Raw genomic sequence first — 19,645 nt, forward strand, 5'->3', positions numbered from 1 at the left:
GTCGCCTGCCCGCCTCCTCTTTATTTCGTTACCGACATAGGCCGCCATGCGTCTGAAATTGATCAAACTCGCCGGCTTCAAGTCGTTTGTCGAGCCGACCCGCATCGAACTCAACGCCGACATGACTGCCGTGGTGGGGCCCAATGGCTGCGGCAAATCCAACGTCATCGACGCCGTGCGCTGGGTGCTGGGGGAGAGTTCCGCCCGTCATCTGCGTGGCGAGAACATGACCGACGTCATCTTCAACGGCTCCGTCAATCGCAGCGCCCACGGCCGCGCCTCGGTGGAGCTGGTGTTCGACAATCCCCACAACCGGGTGCCCGGCGAGTTCGGCCGCTTTACCGAGATCTCGGTGCGCCGCGAAGTGCTGCGCGACGGCTCCAACCACTACCAGATCAATGGCCAGAAGTGCCGCCGCAAGGACGTGACCGACCTCTTCCTCGGCACCGGCCTCGGGCCGCGCAGCTACGCCATCATAGAGCAGGGCACCGTCAGCCGGCTGGTGGAGTCCCGTCCCGCCGATCTCAAGCTGTTCATGGAAGAGGCCGCCGGGGTTTCCCGCTACAAGGAGCGGCGCCGGGAGACCGAACAGCGTATCCGCCATACCCAGGAGAACCTGGAGCGCCTCGGCGACATCCGCGGCGAACTGGGGTCGCGCCTCGACCATCTCAAAGCCCAGGCCGAGACCGCCGAGCGCTACAAGCAGCTCAAGAGCCGCAGTCGCGCTGCCCGCGCCGAGCTGATCGGTTCTGAACTGTGGGCGTTGGAGACGCGTCTGGGCGAGGCCAAGACCGAACTTGCCCAGACCGAGCAGGCGCTGGCGGCCCTTGATGCCAAGCGCACCGCCGATGAGGGGCGCCACGTCACCCTGTCGGTCGCCCGCCAGGAGGCGCAGGCCGAACAGGCAAGCCGTCAGCAGCAGATTTTTCTCGGCGGTCAGGCCATCGCCCGCCTCGAGCAGCAGCAACTGCACCAAACCGAACTCGGTCGTGACTGGCAGGCAAGGCGGCAGGCCCTCGGCGAGCGCATCGAGGGGCTCAAGACCCAGCTGGCCGGCCAGCTGGAACAACTGGGCGAAAGCACTCTGCAGGGGGAGGTGGCGTCGGCGCGCCTCGAGCAGTGTGAGCAGTTGCTTACCGACCAGCAGAGCGTGCGCGCGGCGGCGGGCGAGCGGCTCGAGCAGGCGCGCCAGCGCCAGCAGCAGTGGCAGCAGCAGCTGGGCCAGTTGCAGGGGCGGCTCAACCAGACCCGCGCCGAGGTGAACGGTTTGCAGGAGCTGCAGGCCAAGACCCGGCTGGCCCGTCTCAAGCTGGAAGATGAACAGGCCGGGCCCCTCGGCGGGGAGGAGGAGAACCTGCAACCGGCGCTCGATGGGTTGGCGGCGACGCTCTCGCTCTCCCGCGCTCGTCATGAAGAAGCCGAAGCGGCTTGGCAGGCCGGCGTGGCCCGCCATGAAGAGCTCAAGGCAGCGCAGGGGCGCCAGCAGGGCTTGCTGCGCGAACTGGAGGCTCGCCTCGCCACCCTGGATCAGATCCTGGGGGAGCAGATGGCGGGCGTCACCCTGGCGGATCGGCTGCAGGTCCCCCCCGAGTGGGCCCGGGGGCTGGACAAAGTGCTGGGGCGCTGGCTCACCGCCACCCCGGCGGACGAGTGCAATCTGGCGCAATCCGGGCTCTGGATTGGTCCGGCCCGGCCGGCGCTGGCCGGTACCCTGGCGGCGCAACTGGGCGGTGAGCACATTCCCGCCTTCCTCAACGCCATCTGGCTGGCAGAGAGCCGGGAGGAGGCGCTGGCCCGCCTGCACAGCCTCTCTGCCGGTGAGTCGCTGCTCACTCCAGCCGGCGACTGGTTCGGCCCCAACTGGGCGGATCTGGGGGAGGGAATGGCCCTCGGCACCCTGGCGCTGCTCGGCGAACGTGAGCGGTTGCACAGCGAGTTGGTCGCGGGCCGGGAGGCGCTGCGCCGGCTCGATGAACAGCTGGCCGCCGCCGATGCGGCGCGGGCCCAGCTGCACAGCGCCCATGAACTGGCCCAGCGCACCCTGCGCGAGCAGGAGCAGCAGTGGCAGCAACTGCGCGAGGACTGGAGCCTGCGCGAAGGGCAGCGCCAGGCGCGGTTGCAGCGCCTTGGCCAGCTGGGAGAGGAGCTGATCCGGCTGGATAAGGAGCAGGCTGAGGAGGCGCAGCGGCTGGTGTCGGCCGGGGAGCGGCTTGAGCAGGATGAAGCGGCCCTTGGCGAGCTGCAGGAGCAAGGGGAGCTGCTTGCCGAGGCGCTGCTGTTTGCCCAGGAGCAGGCGAGCGCGGCGGATCGGGCGGTGGAAGAGGCCCGCCTGCGTCGTGAGCAGCAGCAAGCCGCCTGCCAGCGGCTGCAACTGGAGCAGCAGAACCAGCGCCAACTCATCACCCTGCGCGAGCAGGAGCTGGCCCGCCTCGGGCTGGAGCTGGCCGAACTCAAGGAGCCGGGAGCCACTTCGAGTCAGGATCTGTCGCCCCTGCTGGCCGAGCAGCGCAGCCTCGAGGAACAGCAACTCGCCTGTCATCAGCGGCTTGCAGAATTGGAGCGCCAGTTGACCGAGCTGGAGCAGGCCAGAAGCGCCGATCACAAGCAGCTGGTACAGATACAGGAGAAGCTGGCGACCCTGCGGCTCGAGCGCGAACGCAACCTCACCCGCCGGCAGGGGCTGCACGAGCAGTTCGAAGAGCTGGGGGTACGGCTGGTGGATCTCGATCAGGCGGTGCTGATAGCGGCTGATCGCGGCAAGCTGCGCCAGGAGATCCAGACCCTGGAGGCGCAAGTGGAGGCGCTTGGCGCCATCAACCTGGCGGCGCTGGAGGAATATGAAGAGGCGAAAACCCGCGCAAGCTACCTGGAAAACCAGTGCCAGGATCTGGAGCAGGCGCTGGAAACCTTGAGCCAAGCCATTAAAAGAATTGATAAAGAGACACAAATACGCTTCCGTGACACTTTCGATAAGGTCAACGAAGATTTAAAATCCCTGTTTCCAAAAGTGTTCGGTGGGGGCAGTGCCTGGCTTGAGCTCACCTCCGATGATCTTTTGGAGGCTGGAGTGAGCATCATGGCGAGACCTCCGGGTAAGAAGAATGCTACCATTGCCCTGCTTTCCGGGGGGGAGAAGGCGTTAACCGCTCTTGCGCTGGTTTTTGCCATCTTCAGACTCAATCCGGCACCTTTCTGTCTGCTGGATGAGGTGGATGCACCGCTCGATGAAGTGAACGTCGGTCGCTTCTGTTCTCTTGTCAAAGAGATGTCGAGCACAGTACAGTTCGTTTACATCAGTCATAATAAGGTCTCCATGGAGATGGCTGAGCAGCTGGTTGGCGTCACGATGCAAGAGCCCGGGGTTTCGCGCATAGTGTCGGTCGATATCGGTGAAGCCGTCGCTTTGGCTGAGCAAAACTAGAAAGAGAAGCAGCTAATGCAGGAATTGCGTTACATCTTGGTTGCCCTGGGCGGTATTGCCATCGCGGCATTGCTCATTCACGGGTTGTGGAGCAACAGAAAGAATCGTCAGGCACCGATCAAAGAGAAACCTCTGGGCCGGATGGAATCCAAATCACGGGACCGTGACAACGACGCCTTCGACAGCGATGGCATCGGTCAGGTGCGAGTGGTCAGCGGTGGCCGTCGTGCCGAGCCCAAGCTCCACCATGATGAACCTCGCCAGCCGGACGTCAGCCGTCGCGCCCCCGCGCCCGCCTTCGATGATGAAGAAGATGATGACGCCGATCTGCCGCCGCCCGTGGTACGCAAGCCTGCCGCTCGCCCCGTGCCCCCGCCTCCCGTCTATGAAGAGGAGGAGTATGAGGAGCCGGTCGCCGAGCCCGTCGAGGAAGTCCCGGCCGCGCCGGTACGCAAGCCTGCCCAGGTGATCCGTCGTACCCCGGTCCACCGTTCCCGTCCCCAGCGCGAGCCGCTTCTGCAGCCGCTGGACGAAGAGCCGCTGGTGGAGCCAGCCTACGCCACCGCGCCCACCTTCGGTGCCCGTGAACAGGCCCAGGCCGCTGCGCCCGAATACAAGGCGCAGCCCCGTTACGCAGCCCCCGAGCCTGCCTACGAGGAGCCCGCCTATGAAGAGCCGGTGCAGGAGCCGCAGATTGAACGTCAGCCGGTCGAGAAGATCTGGCAGGATGTCTATGTCATCAACCTGATGGCGCGCCCCGGCCACGACCTGCAGGGGGCGACCCTGATCTCTTCCCTGCTGGCGCTGGGCTTCAAATTTGGCGAGATGGACATCTTCCATCGCCACGAGGATCTCAACGGCAAGGGCGAAGTGCTCTTCTCCATGATCAACATGGTCAAGCCGGGTACCTTCAACCCGTACCGGATGGAGCAGTTCACCACTCCGGGTGTGTCGCTCTTCATGCAACTGCCGCTGCGCAGCAACGCCGCCTTTGCCTTCGAGCACATGCTGCAGTCTGCCGACCAGCTGGCCAGCGATCTCGATGCCATGCTGACTGACGTGGATCGCAGCCCGCTGAGCGACGAGACCATCGCCCGTTACCGGCACGAGCTGGCCGCCTACGAGGCCAGTCGCGACTAATACGCCAGGCGGGTCGAATGAATCAAAAGTGCGGTACCCAGGTGCCGCATTTTTATTGCTCCGCTGGCCGGTTTTTCCATCACACTTCGAGACTTTTTCATGAGCGATATCCTCTCCCGCCACCGTCAACTGTGTGAGCTGCTTACCGAATATGGGCATCAGTACTATGTGCTGGACAACCCCACAGTGCCGGACGCCGAATACGACCGCCTGATGCGCGAGCTGATCGCGCTGGAGGCCGACCATCCCGAGCTGAAAACCCCGGCCTCGCCGAGCGTGCGGGTGGGCGGTCAACCGCTCACCGCCTTCAAGCAGGTGCGCCACGAGATCCCCATGCTGAGCCTGGACAATGTGTTCAGCAGCGAAGAGCTGCAGGCGTTCGAACAGCGCATGAGTGATCGCCTCAAGCGGGAGGTCAATTTCACCTTCTGCTGCGAGCCCAAGCTGGACGGCCTGGCGGTGAGCCTGCTCTACGTGGATGGCCAGCTGGTGCAGGCCGCCACCCGGGGCGATGGCACCACGGGTGAGGAGATCACCGAGAACGTGCGCACCATCAAGGCCATTCCCCTGACCCTGCGTGGCGAGGGGTGGCCGGCTCGGCTGGAAGTGCGCGGCGAGGTGTTCATGCCCAAGGCGGGGTTCGAGGCGATGAACGCCAGAGCGCTGGCCGCCGGCGAGAAGGTGTTCGTCAATCCGCGCAACGCCGCCGCCGGCAGCCTGCGCCAGCTCGATTCACGCATCACCGCCAGCCGTCCGCTCAGCTTCTACGCCTATGGGGTGGGGGTCGGTGGCGAACTGCTGGGGGATTCCCACTACGGCCGCCTCACCCGGCTCAATGCCTGGGGGCTGCCGCTCAGCCCGGAGGTGAAGCTCAAGGAGGGGGCGGCCGGCTGTCAGGAATTTCACGACGATATCCTGGCCCGCCGTGGCGCACTCCCCTACGAGATCGACGGCGTGGTCTACAAGGTGGATGCCATTCCCCTGCAAGAGGAGCTCGGCTTCGTGGCCCGTGCACCGCGCTGGGCCACCGCCCACAAGTTCCCGGCCCAGGAGGAGATGACCCTGCTCGAAAACGTCGAGTTCCAGGTCGGTCGCACCGGCGCCGTGACCCCGGTGGCCAAGCTCAAACCCGTGTTCGTCGGCGGCGTCACCGTCTCCAACGCCACCTTGCACAATGCCGACGAGATTGAGCGCCTTGGCGTGATGATCGGCGACACCGTGATCGTGCGCCGGGCCGGGGACGTGATCCCGCAGATCGTGGCCGTGGTGGAGGCCCAGCGCCCAAGCGATGCCCGTGAAATCCTCTTCCCGACCGAGTGCCCGGTGTGCGGCTCGGCGGTAGAGCGGCTGGAAGGAGAGGCTGTGACCCGCTGCTCCGGCGGTCTGTTCTGCGAGGCGCAGCGCAAGGAGGCGATCAAGCACTTCGCCGCCCGCCGTGCCATGGACGTGGACGGCCTCGGCGACAAGATAGTCGAGCAGCTGGTGGACAAGGGGCTGGTGAAGACCCCGGCCGATCTGTTTGGCCTCAACGCCATCCAGCTGGCCGGACTCGAGCGGATGGGGCAAAAGTCCGCGCTCAATCTGGTGGCGGCCATCGATGCGGCCCGCAGCACCACGTTGCCGCGCTTCCTGTTTGCGCTGGGGATCCGCGAAGTGGGTGAGGCGACCGCGCTGAACCTCGCCAATCACTTCCTCACCCTGGATGCCCTGCGCGCCGCCTCGGTGGAGCAGTTGCTGGAAGTGGCCGACGTGGGGGACGTGGTGGCCAAGCATGTCTACTACTTCCTGCGCCAGCCCCACAACATCGAGGTGCTGGAGGCGCTGCTGGCCGCCGGTATCCACTGGCCCGCCATCGAGAAGAAGGAGGCAAGCGATCAGCCCTTTGCCGGCAAGACCTTCGTGCTGACCGGCACCCTCACCACCTTGTCGCGCAACGACGCCAAGGCGGCGCTGCAGGCGCTTGGCGCCAAGGTGGCGGGCTCGGTATCGGCCAAGACCGATGTGCTGGTAGCCGGTGAGGCGGCAGGCTCCAAACTGGCCAAGGCCCAGGAGCTCGGCATCACCGTCTGGACCGAAGAGGAGCTGCAACAGGCGCTGCAGGGCTGAGTCGCTGGCTCAACCAGATAAACGAAGAACCCGGCCATGCCGGGTTCTTCGTTATGAGGGCAATGATCGAGGCTCAATCACGCCAGAGGATCTTGTAGCGCCACTTGTCGGGCAGGGTGAGCTGCCAGCGGGCCAGCTCGCTCTTGCTGAACACATACTCGCCGCGCAGGGCAGCCCGCGGCGCCAGGGTCTTGGGCTGGGCTCCCTCCAGAATGGCATTGACCAGCTCGGCAGCCTTGGCCCCCTGATCGTGCCCATCCAGCACCAGGCCGCCGATGGCCTTGCCCTTGCCCACCGTAAACTCCCAGAAGCAGAACAGCGGCACCGGGCTGTGGGCACTGGTCCACTCCAGCACCTGGCGTTCATCCACGTGGCGACCCTGCTCATCGATGAGGGTGTGGTAGAGGCCGATGAAGATCGCCTGATAGCCGTTCTGCCTGGCGTTGAGCACGGCCTCCTGCCACAGGTCGTAGTCGCCGAGCAGCTGGCTGTTGACCCGGGTCTGGCCGACCCGCAACTCGGTCTGGGTCTTGAACTCATCCTCGATGGCGGTCAGAGCCACGTTGCTCGAATCAAACAACACCAGTGCCTTCTTGATCCCCCCCATCAGCTGGCTCATCTCGCTGATGTTGCGTTTGAGCAGGGGGCGCTCCAGCACGCCGGTGATCTTGGGGTGGCCGACCAGTCCCTTGTGGCGCGGGTTCTCGTTCATGCCGAGAAACACGACCGGGGTGCCGAGGGAGGCGATGCTGGTGGCCAGGTAGTTGATGGCGTTGTCATCGCCAAGCACCACCAGATCCGGTTTCACCTGGTGGTAGTAGGCGAGCGCCCGTTCGGCGATCTGGTCGAACTCTTCGGCGGGGCGGCGCTTGGTATCCATGTAGAAGTGGCTGATGTGGTGCTCGCCCTTGAGGTTGGCCACCAGGCTGGCGTTGTAGCTCTGATCCCACAGGTACTCGGGATGGTAGCTGCTGATCACCAGGATCTCGGCCGCCCACAGCCGCAGCGACAGGGGGCACAACAGCAGTAGCAGCAACAAAGGCTTGGTCATATGGCTTCCCATCGGCGCAGGGGTGTTGTCATTCATTATGTTCACTCCTGGGCCAGCCGGTGCCGGTCAATTACTGTCGGAGGGGAAATCTTTTTCTCGCTGGCCGGTATCGGGCGCCAGCCCGCACCAGGCTTGAAGGTGGTCTCGTGTGGTACCTTTTATGGCTGGTCGGGAACTGCGCCACTCGCCTCAAAACCTGTTCTGGATCAAGAAATACGCCCCCGCTTTGGTGCCTAATAGACACCACATATAGGGCTGCATTCGTTTTTAATCCCTATATGTTGTGTTATTAAGCTGTGTAAAAGCTGTTCCCTTCTCATCGTCAGCCCAGGCTTGTCAAGCCTCGGCTGAATTTATTTGCGCCGAGGACGAGGCGTGGAGAAGGGGGCCAAACAAGGGTAAGCCGAGGGCGAGAGCCTGGCCTTTTTAACGGGGAAACTCCATGAAACCGGTTGTGATCAAACGTGATGGATGTCGCGCACCATTCAATGCCCAGCTGATTGCCGAGGCGGTGGGCCGAGCGGCGGAGGCGGTCAATCAGGCCAGTCCGGCGCTGGCAGAGCGCATTGCCGCCGCCGTCAGCCAGGAGCTGGAAGGGCGGGGAGAAGTGGACATCCACGAGATCCAGAACCGGGTCGAGAACCACCTGATGGCCTCCGACGACAAGGCCATCGCCCGTGCCTACATCGAATACCGTCACGACCGGGATCAGGCTCGCGAGGCCCGCGGCCGGCTGGCCCAGGAGATCCGCGGCCTGGTTGAGCAGACCAACGCGGCCCTGCTCAACGAGAACGCCAACAAAGATTCCAAGGTGATCCCGACCCAGCGCGACCTGCTGGCGGGCATCGTCGCCAAGCACTACGCCACCAGCCACATGCTGCCCCGCGACGTGGTGCAGGCTCACGAGAGCGGTGATCTGCACTTCCACGACCTTGACTACTCCCCCTTCTTCCCCATGTTCAACTGCATGTTGATCGACCTGAAGGGGATGCTGACTCACGGCTTCAAGATGGGTAACGCGGAGATCGACACCCCCAAATCCATCAGCACCGCCACCGCGGTCACCGCCCAGATCATCGCCCAGGTGGCGAGCCACATCTATGGCGGCACCACCATCAACCGCATCGACGAAGTGTTGGCTCCCTACGTGACCATCAGCTGGGAGAAGCATCGGGAAGTGGCGGTGGAGTGGGGCATCGGCGATGTGGATGCCTACGCCATGGCCCGCACCGAGAAGGAGTGCTACGACGCCTTCCAGTCGCTGGAGTACGAGGTGAACACCCTGCACACCGCCAACGGTCAGACCCCGTTCGTCACCTTCGGCTTTGGCCTTGGCGACAGCTGGCAGTCACGCCTGATCCAGCGGGCGATCCTGAGCAACCGCATCGCCGGCCTTGGCAAGAACAAGAAGACCGCCGTGTTCCCGAAACTGGTGTTCGCCATCAAGGATGGCCTTAACCACAAACAGGGCGATCCCAACTACGACATCAAGCAGCTGGCGCTGGAGTGTGCCTCCAAGCGGATGTACCCGGACATCCTCAACTACGACCAGGTGGTCAAGGTGACCGGTTCCTTCAAGACCCCCATGGGCTGCCGCTCCTTCCTCGGTGCTTACGAGGAGCAGGGCGAGCTGGTCCACGAAGGGCGCAACAACTTAGGGGTCGTGAGCCTCAACCTGCCGCGCATCGCTCTCAAATCCCGCGATGAAGCGGACTTCTGGGACAAGCTGGACGCCGCCTTGCGGGTAGCCAAGACCGCACTGATGTACCGCATCAAGCGCCTGGACGGGGTCAAGGCCCGGGTCGCCCCCATCCTCTACATGGAAGGGGCCTGCGGGGTGCGCCTGAAGGCGGACGACAATGTCAGCGAGATCTTCAAGCACGGTCGCGCCTCCATCTCCCTTGGCTACATCGGGGTACACGAGACCATCAACGCCCTGTTTGGCGATCAGGTGCACCTGTTTGATAGTGCCGAACTGCAGCAGAAGGCCGTCGCCATCGTCGAGCGCCTCAAGGCCGCCACCGACGAGTGGAAGGAGGAGACCGGCTACGGCTTCAGCCTCTACTCCACCCCGAGCGAGAACCTCTGCTCCCGCTTCTGCCGCATCGACGCCAAGGAGTTTGGCGTGGTGGCGGGGGTGACCGACAAGGGTTACTACACCAACAGCTTCCACCTCGATGTGGAGAAGCAGGTGAACCCGTACGACAAGCTGGACTTCGAGGCGCCCTATCCGCCCATCGCCAGCGGCGGCTTCATCTGCTACGGCGAGTACCCCAACATCCAGCACAACCTGGAAGCGCTGGAGAACGTCTGGGACTACAGCTATGACAAGGTGCCCTACTACGGCACCAACACCCCCATCGACGAGTGCTACGAGTGCGGCTTCACCGGCGAGTTCGAGTGCACCTCCAAGGGCTTTACCTGTCCGCGCTGCGGCAACCACGACCCGGCCAAGGTGTCGGTGACCCGCCGCGTCTGCGGCTACCTCGGCAGCCCGGATGCGCGCCCCTTCAACGCGGGCAAGCAGGAAGAGGTCAAGCGCCGGGTCAAACACATGTGAGCCGAGCCCTCACCCCAGCCCTCTCCCAGAGGGAGAGGGAACCGGCCGAGGTGCTGTTTGTACTGCCTTGCTCCCTTCTCCCGCTCAGGTTGAAAAGAGTGGGAGAAGGGCTGGGGATGAGGGGGCATCCATCATCACCTGCCTGCCAAACCGTGAATCGAGAGACAAGATGCACTACCACCAGTACTACCCGGTCGATGTGATCAACGGCCCAGGCACCCGTGCCACCCTGTTCGTCTCGGGCTGCGAACACCAGTGCCCCGGCTGCTACAACCAGAGCACCTGGCGGCTCGATGGCGGCAAGCCGTTCGATCAGGCGATGAGCGATCGCGTCATCGCGGATCTCAAGGATCCGCGCATCAAGCGGCGTGGACTGTCGCTCTCCGGCGGCGATCCGCTTCACCCGGCCAACGTGCCCCACGTGCTGGCGCTGGTGAAACGGGTGCGCGCCGAGTGCCCCGGCAAGGACATCTGGTGCTGGACCGGCTATCTGCTTGGCGAGCTCAGCCCGACCCAGCGCGAGCTGGTTTGTTTACTGGACGTGCTGGTGGATGGCAAGTTCGAGCAGGGGCTGGCGGATCCCGGCCTGCTCTGGCGCGGCAGCAGCAATCAGCAGATCCACGACCTCAACGCCTGGCGGGAAGGAGGGGAACGGATCCCCTGTCTGGTTTGCAGTTGAGGCCAGGGATGTTTATGGTTAGCCCATTCCAATCCCTGTGACATCGTTGACGAGGAAATCCGAGATGAACAATCTGCTCAAGATCCTGCTGGCCATCTTCCTGCCGCCGGTCTGCGCCTTTATCCAGGTGGGCTTCAGCCTGCATTTTCTGATCAACATAGTGCTGACCCTGCTCGGCGGTCTGCCCGGCATGGTGCACGCCCTCTGGCTGGTGGTCAGTGACAAGCGCGGCTGACGTTGAGCCTCTTTGCTAAAAGCCAACCCGATGGGGTTGGCTTTTTTTATGCTGCTCAAACGGGTTCCGATTGTTACAGTAATGGGCCGGCAACCCTGCCGGGGAGGGGTGACCCCTCTGATCTGACTCAACAAGGAGTGTTGAATGGGTTTGAAGGTCTTGCTGCTGGGCACTGTGCTCGGCCTGCTGGGGGGCTGTGCCAGCCCCAGTCCCACCGTGAAACTGAACCAGCCGCCGCTGGAGGTGACCATGGCGGAGCTTGGCAAATACTGGGTGCAGGATGGCGAAGTGCCCCCGTTTGAACCGGTGGGCGGCGCGCCAGCCAAGCGGCCCGTCAAGGGCTATGTGGAGATCCGTTATCTCATCGACTCCAATGGCAATCTGTTCAGCCCAGAGATCCTGGCCTCGGAGCCGCCCGGCGTGCTGGATCTGATCGCCCTGTCGGGGCTGGCCAAAACCCGCTATCGAGTGTCGGAGCAGAACCCGCAGGCCATTCCGGTGCGAGTGGTGGGTCGCTACGAGATTGAAGTGGAGTAAACAACAACCCCGGCCTGGCCGGGGTTGTTGTTTACTGCTGTTTACAGTCGTTGTAGACGCTCTGCCACTCGCCGTCCTTGTCGCGCATCTCGACAAAGCCCTCATCTCCCTTGTTCCACCAGACGGCCTCGTGATCGTCGGTGTAGCGGGCGCCGGAGGCAGAGACGCTCTGCGGCAGGGTGTAGTCCTTGCCGTCCGGCAGTGCCAGCTTGACGAAGTTCAGGCTCTGATCGGAGAGGGCGAAGTAGCGCACCTGTACCCGTTGGCCCTGTTCGCACAGATAGGTGACGGGGTCGCCGCCGGTCACGCTCAGGGGGTCGGCGCCGCGTTCGCAGCCGCTCAGCAGGGTCAGGGTCGTGATGCCCAGCAGCAGAAGGTTGGCGTGCTTCATGTTGATTCTCCATCGGTGTCATCCGGGCGTGATCCTAACAGCTTGCCCAAGGGGGGCAATGCCGCTCGACCCGACTTGCGTCGATATGCGTCCATGGGCGTCAAAAGAAGCACTAATGAGTATGGGCTCAATGCAGGCCGAGTCTGGCCTCGAAGGCGCGCACCAGCGCCTCGTAGGTGCCGTTGTTCCTGATCTTCTGCAGCCCCTCTTCGAAGCGACTGGCCATCTCCTCACCCCGGGGGTGGGCGCGGGAGAAGGCGAGCCAGAAACCGTCGGTGGAGATCTTGCCCACCTTGACCACCTTCCCGCTCAGCTGTTTCTGCTGGATCTTGAGGTAGCCCGGCATCTCGTTCATCAGGATGTAGTCGACCCGGCCACGCACCAGCATCTCGATGATCTGGGTGTCTGACTTGGCCTGAAAGCGGGTGATCCTGGGGTTTTCCATGAAATCGGTGGGGTAGGTGTAGCCGAGAGTGATGCCCACCGTCTTCTGTTCCAGCGAGGTGAGTTTGAGATCCCGGCGCGGTTCGCTGGCCAGGGCGAAGATGGCGAGATCCTCCTCGAACATGGGGGTTTCGTGCCAGAAGTACTGGTAACGGTTCTCCTCGGTAATGGTGGCATCGAAGCAGCCGAGCACCTTGTCGCTGCGCGCCTCGTACATGCAGCGGGCGAAGGGGATGGTACGAAACTCCACCTCGACCCCCTCGGCGGCAAAGGCCGCCTTCACCAGCTCGGGCGCCAGCCCCTGCGGCTGGCCGCTCTCTTTGTCGAGAACGCAGTAGGGGGCCCAGTCATCTTCCGCGGCGATCAGCACAGACTCGGCCCGGGCGCTTCCCACCATCAGCAGAAGACAGATAACCAGCCAGTGAATGTGGGTTGCGTGTGTCATGGTCTCTCTCCCGTTGCCAACTGCCCTAGCAAGCATAGTTGCTGGGGCTGGCCACAGGCGCTGCCAGATACAGGGCAAAAAAACGCCCCGGTAGGCATAGCGGGGCGAAAGGCAGCACATCCTTGAGCTAACAACAGGGGGTCAATAACCGAACCGGGTGGCCTCGAAACGGTTAAGCAGTCGGTGGATGAGGTAACAGGCCAGCAGGGTGGCGACGATGGCAAACAGGATGCTGCTGACCCGGTAGAGGGCACTGAACACCAGATCGTTGCCGGGCGTCAGGTACTGGCCGAACAGGATGCCGAGGGTGGTGAGGGCGCCGAAGCCGACCCCGGAACCGCTCGCCTCCTTCACGTGGGCATGACTGAACAGCATGGCGCCGAGCCAGAGCAGGGGGGCGACCAGGATCAGCAGTCCGGACCAGTCGTAGAGCACCAGCTGGCCGACCAGGCCGAAGCTCACCCCGAGCAGGGTGCCCATGGCCCGCTTGCGGGCATAGCTCAGGGCGCCGTCCCAGTGCATGGGGAAGAGCACCAGTAGGGTCGTGGCCTGGGCCGACATGGAGTCCCGCAGATCGAAGAGCTGGAACACCATGAAGGAGAGGGTGGCGATGCTGGCGCCAAGCAGCGCCTCGTGCCGCATCCGGTGCGGTGCCTTGGGAGAGGGGGCCGGCTTGGGGCGCTCCTCCACGTCGGGGATGAGCGCCGTCATCAGGTAGGCGATGAGCACCGACAGCACGCTGGCCCACAGGTTGCTGAAGATGAGGTCGTTGAGATCGGTCTGCGGGTAGCTGGCAAAGTGCAGCATGATGCTGAGACTCAGCACCCCGTTGGCACCGAACAGAAACAGGCTGCCCCGCGACATGGCGGCGAAACGGTAGAGAAACAGCAGGAAGGCGATGGGGATCATCAGGCCGGGATGGCCGCCAAACAGCCCCCCCAGCAGCCCCACTTCCAGCCCGCAGACCACGGCGGCGGCGATCAACTGGCGGGCGGCATGACCGTTCATCACCGGCACCATGCCCAGCAGCAGCACAGGTGTCACCGTGTAGAAGACGCCGTAGTTCCAGCCGAACAGCTTGCAGAGCAGAAAGCCGCTGGTGCTGCCAAAGGCGATGCGCAGGCATTGGCGCAGTTCATTGGCGGTGAGGGGTCTGTGCCACAGGTTCATTGCCGTCACCTCAGTAGATGTAGTGCAGCAGGCTGAGCAGGCGGATCTGGGCGCGGGCCAGCAGCCCGGTCAGGGCGTTGTCGGGCAGCAGCTGCACGGTGGCACGGGCACCGGCCGGCAGATGGGCGGGCAGCTGTTCCAGCGCCAGATGCAGGCGCAGACGCTGGGCGTCGCGCACCCAGCGATCCGACTCGGTGGGGCTGGCCAGCTGGCCGTTGGCATCGAACTGACCGGCGCTGACCCCGGCATCCAGGCTGGTGACCCGGGCGGGATAGAGGCGGCCCGGCTCGCCGTCGAAGGCGACCAGGGCCAGGCTGTCCTGATCTACGTGGCGCAGGCTCTTCTCGCGAAAATCGGCGATCACGTCCACTTGCTCGGAGACCAGCGCCAGCAGCGGGGCGCCCGCCGCGGCGAAGCTGCCCGGCTTGAGCTGCAGGTTGGTGATGATGCCGTCCTGGCTGGCGTGGACCCGACTGTAGGCGAGGTTGAGCTCGGCCTGGGCGAGGCGGTTGCGGGCCTGGCGCAGTAGCAGGTTGTCGTCGCCGGGCAGGCCGCGGTTGACCCTGGCCTGGGTCATGCGGGCCTTGCTGGCCAGCAGGTTGGCCTGGGCGGTGCGAAATGCGCTGTCGGCGTCATCTTTCTGCTGCTCGGAGACCATGTGGCGGCGATAGAGGGCGTCGATACGCTCCGCTTCCCGCAACTTGAGGGCGGCCTGGGTTTGCAACGAGCTGAAATCGGCGCTGGCGGCGTTGAGGGTGGCATCGAGCTGGCGATTCTGCTGTTCGGCCTGGGCCAGGGCGAGGCGAGCCTGCTCTACCGCCAGCTCGAAGGGGGCCGGGTCGAGGGCAAACAGCAGATCCCCCTGCTTGACGTGCTGGTTGTTGGCGACAGCCACCTCCATCACCTTGCCGCTGACCTGGGGCGCCATCTTGGTGACGACGCGGGTCGCCATGGCCTGCGGGGTGAGCGGCATCTTGAGGTCGGCCAGCAGGAAATAGGCAAAGACCAGCACGAAGGCGCCCATGGCCCATTTGATCCAGCGTTGGAATTGTTGATCCGGGGTCATCTCATTCTCTCTCTTCACTCTGTGCACCTATCTTGCCGAGGGCATTGGCACAGATGCGGTGCACGATATCTTCAAACTGTTCCAGCTCCCGCTGGCTGATGCCGGCGAGCAGCTCCCGGCGTATCTCCATGATGCGATCTTCAATCTGGTCGAGCAGCGCCTTGCCGGCCGGGGTCAGGGTGACAATGCGGGCCCGCTTGTCCTGGCTGCAGCAGTGGCGTTCTACCAGCCCCTGCTCCTCCAGCTGGCCCAGGGTGCGCATCAGGGAGGGAAGTTCGATCTCCAGCGCCTCGGACAGGGTCTTCTGGCTGAGGTGGCCGCCGAGCCGGCTCAACTTCCACAGCGCCGTCCAGCGGGGATGAGTCAGGCCGAGGGGGGCCAGCTCGAGATCGGCCACGGTGCGCCACAGCCGATGCAGCCGGCCGACCCGCTCGGCGAGGGAGAGCTCGCGCAGCATTTCCAGATCCTTCATCATGAGATTCTCCTTTTACTTAGCTTGCTAAGTATTGTAGTTGTTTAGCAGGCTAAGTAAATAGTGTGATCACGATCTTGTTTATGAAAATTGGAGGTAGGTCTCTGGTGGAGCTCAAGCAGCATGGGTGAAGGGGTGAGTTGGGATCAGCGGCACTTTTGAGTGAAGCAGGAGGCTGGATATGGTCGGCAGGGCCCGGTGAAATAAAGAGAGTCGTTTATTGGGATGGCATGAAAATAGTCACAGCTTTTTATGTGCACCCTAATTAGACGATGCAAAAAAATATTATATAAATGCGGCACTCTGTTTTTTATTCACTAATATTGATGAGTCAGCTAAACAGGGAGATGATAGCTGTGGAACGATATGAATCGGGTGACGCCCATCTCGCCATCGAGAGTCTTCTGGTGGACGTGGAATATGTGGTCGACGGCCATTATGGACTCAGCCTGGAAAATGCCGAAACCTGTCATGAATTTGACCCTGCCAATATTCCATTGTTATTAGCCGAATAGTCTTTCGGTCGGTGACATCCGCACGTCATATTGAGAGGGCAGCCTGTCACAGGGCCTGCCCGCACCCTTTATCCTCTTGCTGCAAGCCGCCATTACCTGCGGGAGCGCCATGCTTGTAACAAGCTAGGCGCTCGCTATCGAGCTGTCATCGTCTTTCTTTTTTATCACCCGGCAGATCCTGGCCGGAGTGTTTTTGGTGATCAGAGGATCACCCTTGTCCATTGCTGGGTGATCATTCACCACTGCCAAACCTGACAGGCCATTATTGTTGGTTGCGACGCTGGTTATTTGATCGTTATTTGACAATGACCGCTTCAATCGCCGCTTTAAAGTGCAAAAGAGTGCGCTTCGAAGTGATTTAATGGCGACGACGGGGACCAAAATACCCCCATGTAAAATGGGTGCCAACCTTGCCCGCAGGCCATAGCGTTTAAGAATTTAATGTTTTTATATGCCTTTGTTGGCGGGCTAACCGACAGGAGGAGCGGAGATCTCTAGAGTGGCGCCACACCACACGCTGGAGCATAACAATGAAAAACCTCTCTACCCCACACACCAGAACCGCCCTGTTCGGCGGTCGGCAGATTGCCGGCATGCCCATGATGATCTTTCTGGGCCTCGCCACCTGCGTCCTCTTCTCGGGCTGGAACGGCTCGCTGCCGCTCGGCATGGTCGGCGCGCTGGCGCTGATGTTCGTGCTCGGCACCCTGCTGACCGAGCTCGGCGAGCGCATCACCCCCATCCGCGAATACCTGGGTGGTGGCACCATACTCGCCATCTTCGGCGGCGCCGCCCTGTTTGAATACCGGATCCTGCCCGTCGAGGCGGGTCAGGTGATCATCGGCTTCATGAAGGAGGGGGGCTTTCTCAACTTCTTCATCGCCAGCCTGGTGACCGGCTCTGTGTTCGGCATGAGCGGCGCCCTGCTGAAGAATGCCGCCATGCGCTACCTGCCGGTGATCCTGGGGGGCGTCGCACTGGCGCTGCTCAGCGTCGGTCTGGTGGGCGCCCTGATGGGCTACGGCTTCAAGAATGCCGTGCTGCTCATCGGTCTGCCCATCATGGGCGGCGGCATGGGGGCCGGCGCCGTGCCGCTGGTGGAGATCCTCTCCGGGCCGCTGCAGATGTCGAGCGCCGATCTGCTCTCGCGCATGGTGCCGGCGGTAGTGATCGCCAACACCCTGGCCATCCTGGTGGGCACCCTGCTGGCCCGCCTCGGCCGCCGCTACCCCGCCCTGACCGGCAACGGCAAGCTGATGATAAAAGAGAGTACAGATAGCGTGGCCGAGGAGAAGGCGCAGGCGCCGACGCTGGAGAGTCTGGGTCTGGGCCTCTTCATCAGCTCCAGCATGTTCGTGCTGGGCTCATTGCTTGGCAACTTCATCCCCATGCACCCCTTCGCCCTGATGATCCTGGCGGTGGCCGTCATCAAGGTGAGCGGCCTGCTGCCCCGTCGTTACGAGCAGGCGGCGGCCGATTGGTACCAGTTCGTGGTCACCAACCTGACCCCCTCTCTGCTGGTGGGGATCGGAGTCGCCTACACCAGCATCCCCGAGCTCATCAGCGCCTTCTCCGTCAGCTATTTCGTGCTGGTGCTGGTGACCGTGCTCGGTGGCGCCCTGGGGGCGGCGCTGGTGGGCCGAATGATCGGCTTCTACCCCATCGAGGCAGCCATCACCGGTGGCCTGTGCATGGCCAACATGGGGGGCACGGGTGACGTGGCCGTGCTCTCGGCGGCCCAGCGCATGACGCTGATGCCGTTCGCCCAGATCTCCTCTCGTCTCGGGGGCGCCGTCATGCTGATCCTGGCGACCCTGCTCATCTCGCTGCTGGCATAAGGAACAAGATAATGAACGACATCATGATGGGCACCAGCCTGCCCTATGCCGAACGCAAGCGTCAGGGATTGATGGGGCGCATGCCCCACAAGGAGGAGTCGCTGGCCCAGCAGCGACGCCGCATCTACCGGCTGGTCTCGGCCATGCAGAGTCCGTTTGATCAGCACCTGCTGCTGCGCCAGCTGCAGGAGGACAACCCGGTACTGTTCTACGAGCTGGTGCGCCACCATCTGCCGGAGCTGTTGCCCATCATCTACACCCCTGTGGTGGGGGAGGCGTGCCAGCGCCACAGCGACCTCTATCTGCGCAGCCACGGCCTCTACCTCTCCTGGCACGACCGGGACGAGCTGGACCACATCTTCGCGGCGGTGGAGCAGGAGGTGGACGTCATCGTCATCTCCGACGGCGAGCGGGTGCTGGGGCTCGGCGATCTCGGCATCGGCGGCATGGGGATCTGCATCGGCAAACTGGCGCTCTACTCCGCCGCCGGTGGCATCAACCCGGCGCGCACCCTGCCGCTGTGCGTGGACGTGGGCACCAACAACCCCGAACTGCTGGAAGATGACTCCTACCTGGGCTGGCAGGCCCGGCGGGTGGATGGCGAGCCCTATTACCAGTTCATGGACAAGGTGGTGGCCGCCATCCGCAAACGCTGGCCCCAGGTAGTGCTGCAGTTCGAGGACTTCGCCGGCAAGCATGCCGCCAATTTGCTGGCCCGCTACCGCGACGAGCTGTGCATGTTCAACGACGACATCCAGGGCACGGCGGCGGTGGCGTCGGCCTGCGTGCTGGCGGGCTTACAGCAGGCGGGCAGCGCGCTGGCGGATACCCCGGTGCTGATCGTCGGCGCCGGCTCGGCCGGCTGCGGTATCGCCGCCATGCTGGCCCAGCTGGCGGGCGGCCCGGAGCGAGTGCAGCTGTTCGATCAGGACGGTCTGGTCTGCCTGGACCGGGCCGGGCTCACCCCGGCCCAGCAGCCGTTTGCCCGCCCGGCGGGGGAGGCGTGCAATTCCTTGGCCGCGCTTATCGAGCGGCTGCGCCCCGGGGTGCTGATCGGGGTGAGCGGTCAGGGCGGCTTGTTCGACGAGGCGGTGCTGACCGCCATGGGGGAGGTGTGCGAGCGGCCGGTGATCCTGCCGCTCTCCAATCCCACTCGCAGCGCCGAGGCGACCCCGGCCCAGGTGTGGCAGGCCACCGGCGGGCGGGCCCTGCTCGCGACCGGCAGCCCCTTCCCGCCGGTGGAGGTGGACGGCGCGGCGCGGGTGGTCTCTCAATGCAACAACGTCTATGTGTTCCCGGGCATTGGTCTGGGGGCCTGCGCGGTCAAGGCGCGGCGCATCAGCGACGGTATGCTGCGGGCGGCGGTGCAGGCGGTGGGCGCCTATCCGCTGGCCGAGGGACGGCTGCTGCCCCCCATCGAGCAGGTGGGGGAGGTGGCCCGCGCGGTGGCGAGGGCGGTGGCACTCTGTGCCCGTGCCGAGGGGCTGGCCGATTTTGCCGGTGATCCCGCACCTTTGATTGACCAGACCTGGTGGCGCCCGCACTATTGGTCCGCGTCCTGATGTTGCAAGGCTA

Annotated in this window: 16 protein-coding genes; 10 read left to right on the forward strand and 6 right to left on the reverse strand. The window is 63.7% G+C overall.

The window, feature by feature from the left end; genetic code table 11:
• The first annotated feature begins 46 nt into the window (after positions 1-46).
• From BN1143_RS03990 to ligA, 3 genes are all read left to right on the forward strand, one after another.
• On the forward strand, positions 47-3,421 hold the full coding sequence (locus BN1143_RS03990) for an AAA family ATPase (RefSeq protein ID WP_042049739.1): 3,375 nt from the start codon (positions 47-49) through the stop codon (positions 3,419-3,421).
• 15 nt (positions 3,422-3,436) lie between these two features.
• The gene (gene zipA, locus BN1143_RS03995; RefSeq protein ID WP_017779874.1) at positions 3,437-4,561 is read left to right on the forward strand and encodes a cell division protein ZipA; all 1,125 of its coding nucleotides are present in this window, start codon (positions 3,437-3,439) and stop codon (positions 4,559-4,561) included.
• Positions 4,562-4,660: 99 nt separating this feature from the next.
• A complete protein-coding gene (ligA, locus tag BN1143_RS04000) occupies positions 4,661-6,667 on the forward strand; it encodes an NAD-dependent DNA ligase LigA (RefSeq protein WP_042049740.1) in 2,007 nt (668 codons plus the stop codon).
• 73 nt (positions 6,668-6,740) lie between these two features.
• Here the strand turns inward: ligA and BN1143_RS04005 are convergent, their stop codons facing one another.
• Positions 6,741-7,754: an ABC transporter substrate-binding protein gene (locus BN1143_RS04005; RefSeq protein ID WP_042049741.1), complete on the reverse strand. Its 1,014-nt coding sequence runs from the start codon at positions 7,752-7,754 to the stop codon at positions 6,741-6,743.
• 406 nt (positions 7,755-8,160) lie between these two features.
• Between BN1143_RS04005 and nrdD the strand changes: the two genes are divergently transcribed.
• The 4 genes from nrdD to BN1143_RS04025 all read left to right on the forward strand — a co-directional run bounded on the left by nrdD (position 8,161) and on the right by BN1143_RS04025 (position 11,729).
• A complete protein-coding gene (gene nrdD, locus BN1143_RS04010) occupies positions 8,161-10,278 on the forward strand; it encodes an anaerobic ribonucleoside-triphosphate reductase (protein ID WP_042049743.1) in 2,118 nt (705 codons plus the stop codon).
• Between the two features lie 169 nt (positions 10,279-10,447).
• Positions 10,448-10,957, forward strand: coding sequence for an anaerobic ribonucleoside-triphosphate reductase-activating protein (nrdG, locus tag BN1143_RS04015; RefSeq protein WP_042049745.1), 510 nt, complete (start codon positions 10,448-10,450; stop codon positions 10,955-10,957).
• 64 nt (positions 10,958-11,021) lie between these two features.
• Entirely contained in the window at positions 11,022-11,192 is a 171-nt protein-coding gene (locus BN1143_RS21705) for a YqaE/Pmp3 family membrane protein (protein ID WP_005343870.1), read from the forward strand.
• 144 nt (positions 11,193-11,336) lie between these two features.
• Positions 11,337-11,729 (forward strand): energy transducer TonB, encoded by a 393-nt coding sequence (locus BN1143_RS04025; protein WP_010634739.1) that lies wholly within the window; start codon positions 11,337-11,339, stop codon positions 11,727-11,729.
• 31 nt (positions 11,730-11,760) lie between these two features.
• Here the strand turns inward: BN1143_RS04025 and BN1143_RS04030 are convergent, their stop codons facing one another.
• The 5 genes from BN1143_RS04030 to slyA form a co-directional block, all read right to left on the reverse strand.
• Positions 11,761-12,120, reverse strand: a complete 360-nt coding sequence (locus tag BN1143_RS04030; RefSeq protein WP_005303350.1) for an MliC family protein — start codon at positions 12,118-12,120, stop codon at positions 11,761-11,763.
• 127 nt (positions 12,121-12,247) lie between these two features.
• On the reverse strand, positions 12,248-13,009 hold the full coding sequence (locus tag BN1143_RS04035; RefSeq protein ID WP_042007943.1) for a substrate-binding periplasmic protein: 762 nt from the start codon (positions 13,007-13,009) through the stop codon (positions 12,248-12,250).
• 141 nt (positions 13,010-13,150) lie between these two features.
• A complete protein-coding gene (locus BN1143_RS04040; RefSeq protein ID WP_005303346.1) occupies positions 13,151-14,179 on the reverse strand; it encodes a DUF2955 domain-containing protein in 1,029 nt (342 codons plus the stop codon).
• A 10-nt stretch (positions 14,180-14,189) separates the two neighbouring features.
• Positions 14,190-15,245, reverse strand: coding sequence for an HlyD family secretion protein (locus BN1143_RS04045; RefSeq protein WP_005303344.1), 1,056 nt, complete (start codon positions 15,243-15,245; stop codon positions 14,190-14,192).
• A 1-nt stretch (position 15,246) separates the two neighbouring features.
• Positions 15,247-15,720, reverse strand: a complete 474-nt coding sequence (gene slyA / locus BN1143_RS04050) for a transcriptional regulator SlyA (RefSeq protein WP_042049746.1) — start codon at positions 15,718-15,720, stop codon at positions 15,247-15,249.
• Between the two features lie 290 nt (positions 15,721-16,010).
• Between slyA and BN1143_RS21710 the strand changes: the two genes are divergently transcribed.
• From BN1143_RS21710 to BN1143_RS04060, 3 genes are all read left to right on the forward strand, one after another.
• Complete coding sequence (locus tag BN1143_RS21710) at positions 16,011-16,232, forward strand: hypothetical protein (RefSeq protein WP_017787826.1); 222 nt, start codon at positions 16,011-16,013, stop codon at positions 16,230-16,232.
• 530 nt (positions 16,233-16,762) lie between these two features.
• A complete protein-coding gene (locus tag BN1143_RS04055) occupies positions 16,763-18,070 on the forward strand; it encodes a 2-hydroxycarboxylate transporter family protein (RefSeq protein WP_017779881.1) in 1,308 nt (435 codons plus the stop codon).
• An 11-nt stretch (positions 18,071-18,081) separates the two neighbouring features.
• Positions 18,082-19,632 (forward strand): NAD-dependent malic enzyme, encoded by a 1,551-nt coding sequence (locus tag BN1143_RS04060; protein ID WP_042049748.1) that lies wholly within the window; start codon positions 18,082-18,084, stop codon positions 19,630-19,632.
• The last annotated feature ends 13 nt before the right edge of the window (positions 19,633-19,645 follow it).

Origin of the sequence: Aeromonas dhakensis (genome assembly GCF_000820305.1) — a bacterium.
Taxonomy (GTDB): domain Bacteria; phylum Pseudomonadota; class Gammaproteobacteria; order Enterobacterales; family Aeromonadaceae; genus Aeromonas; species Aeromonas dhakensis.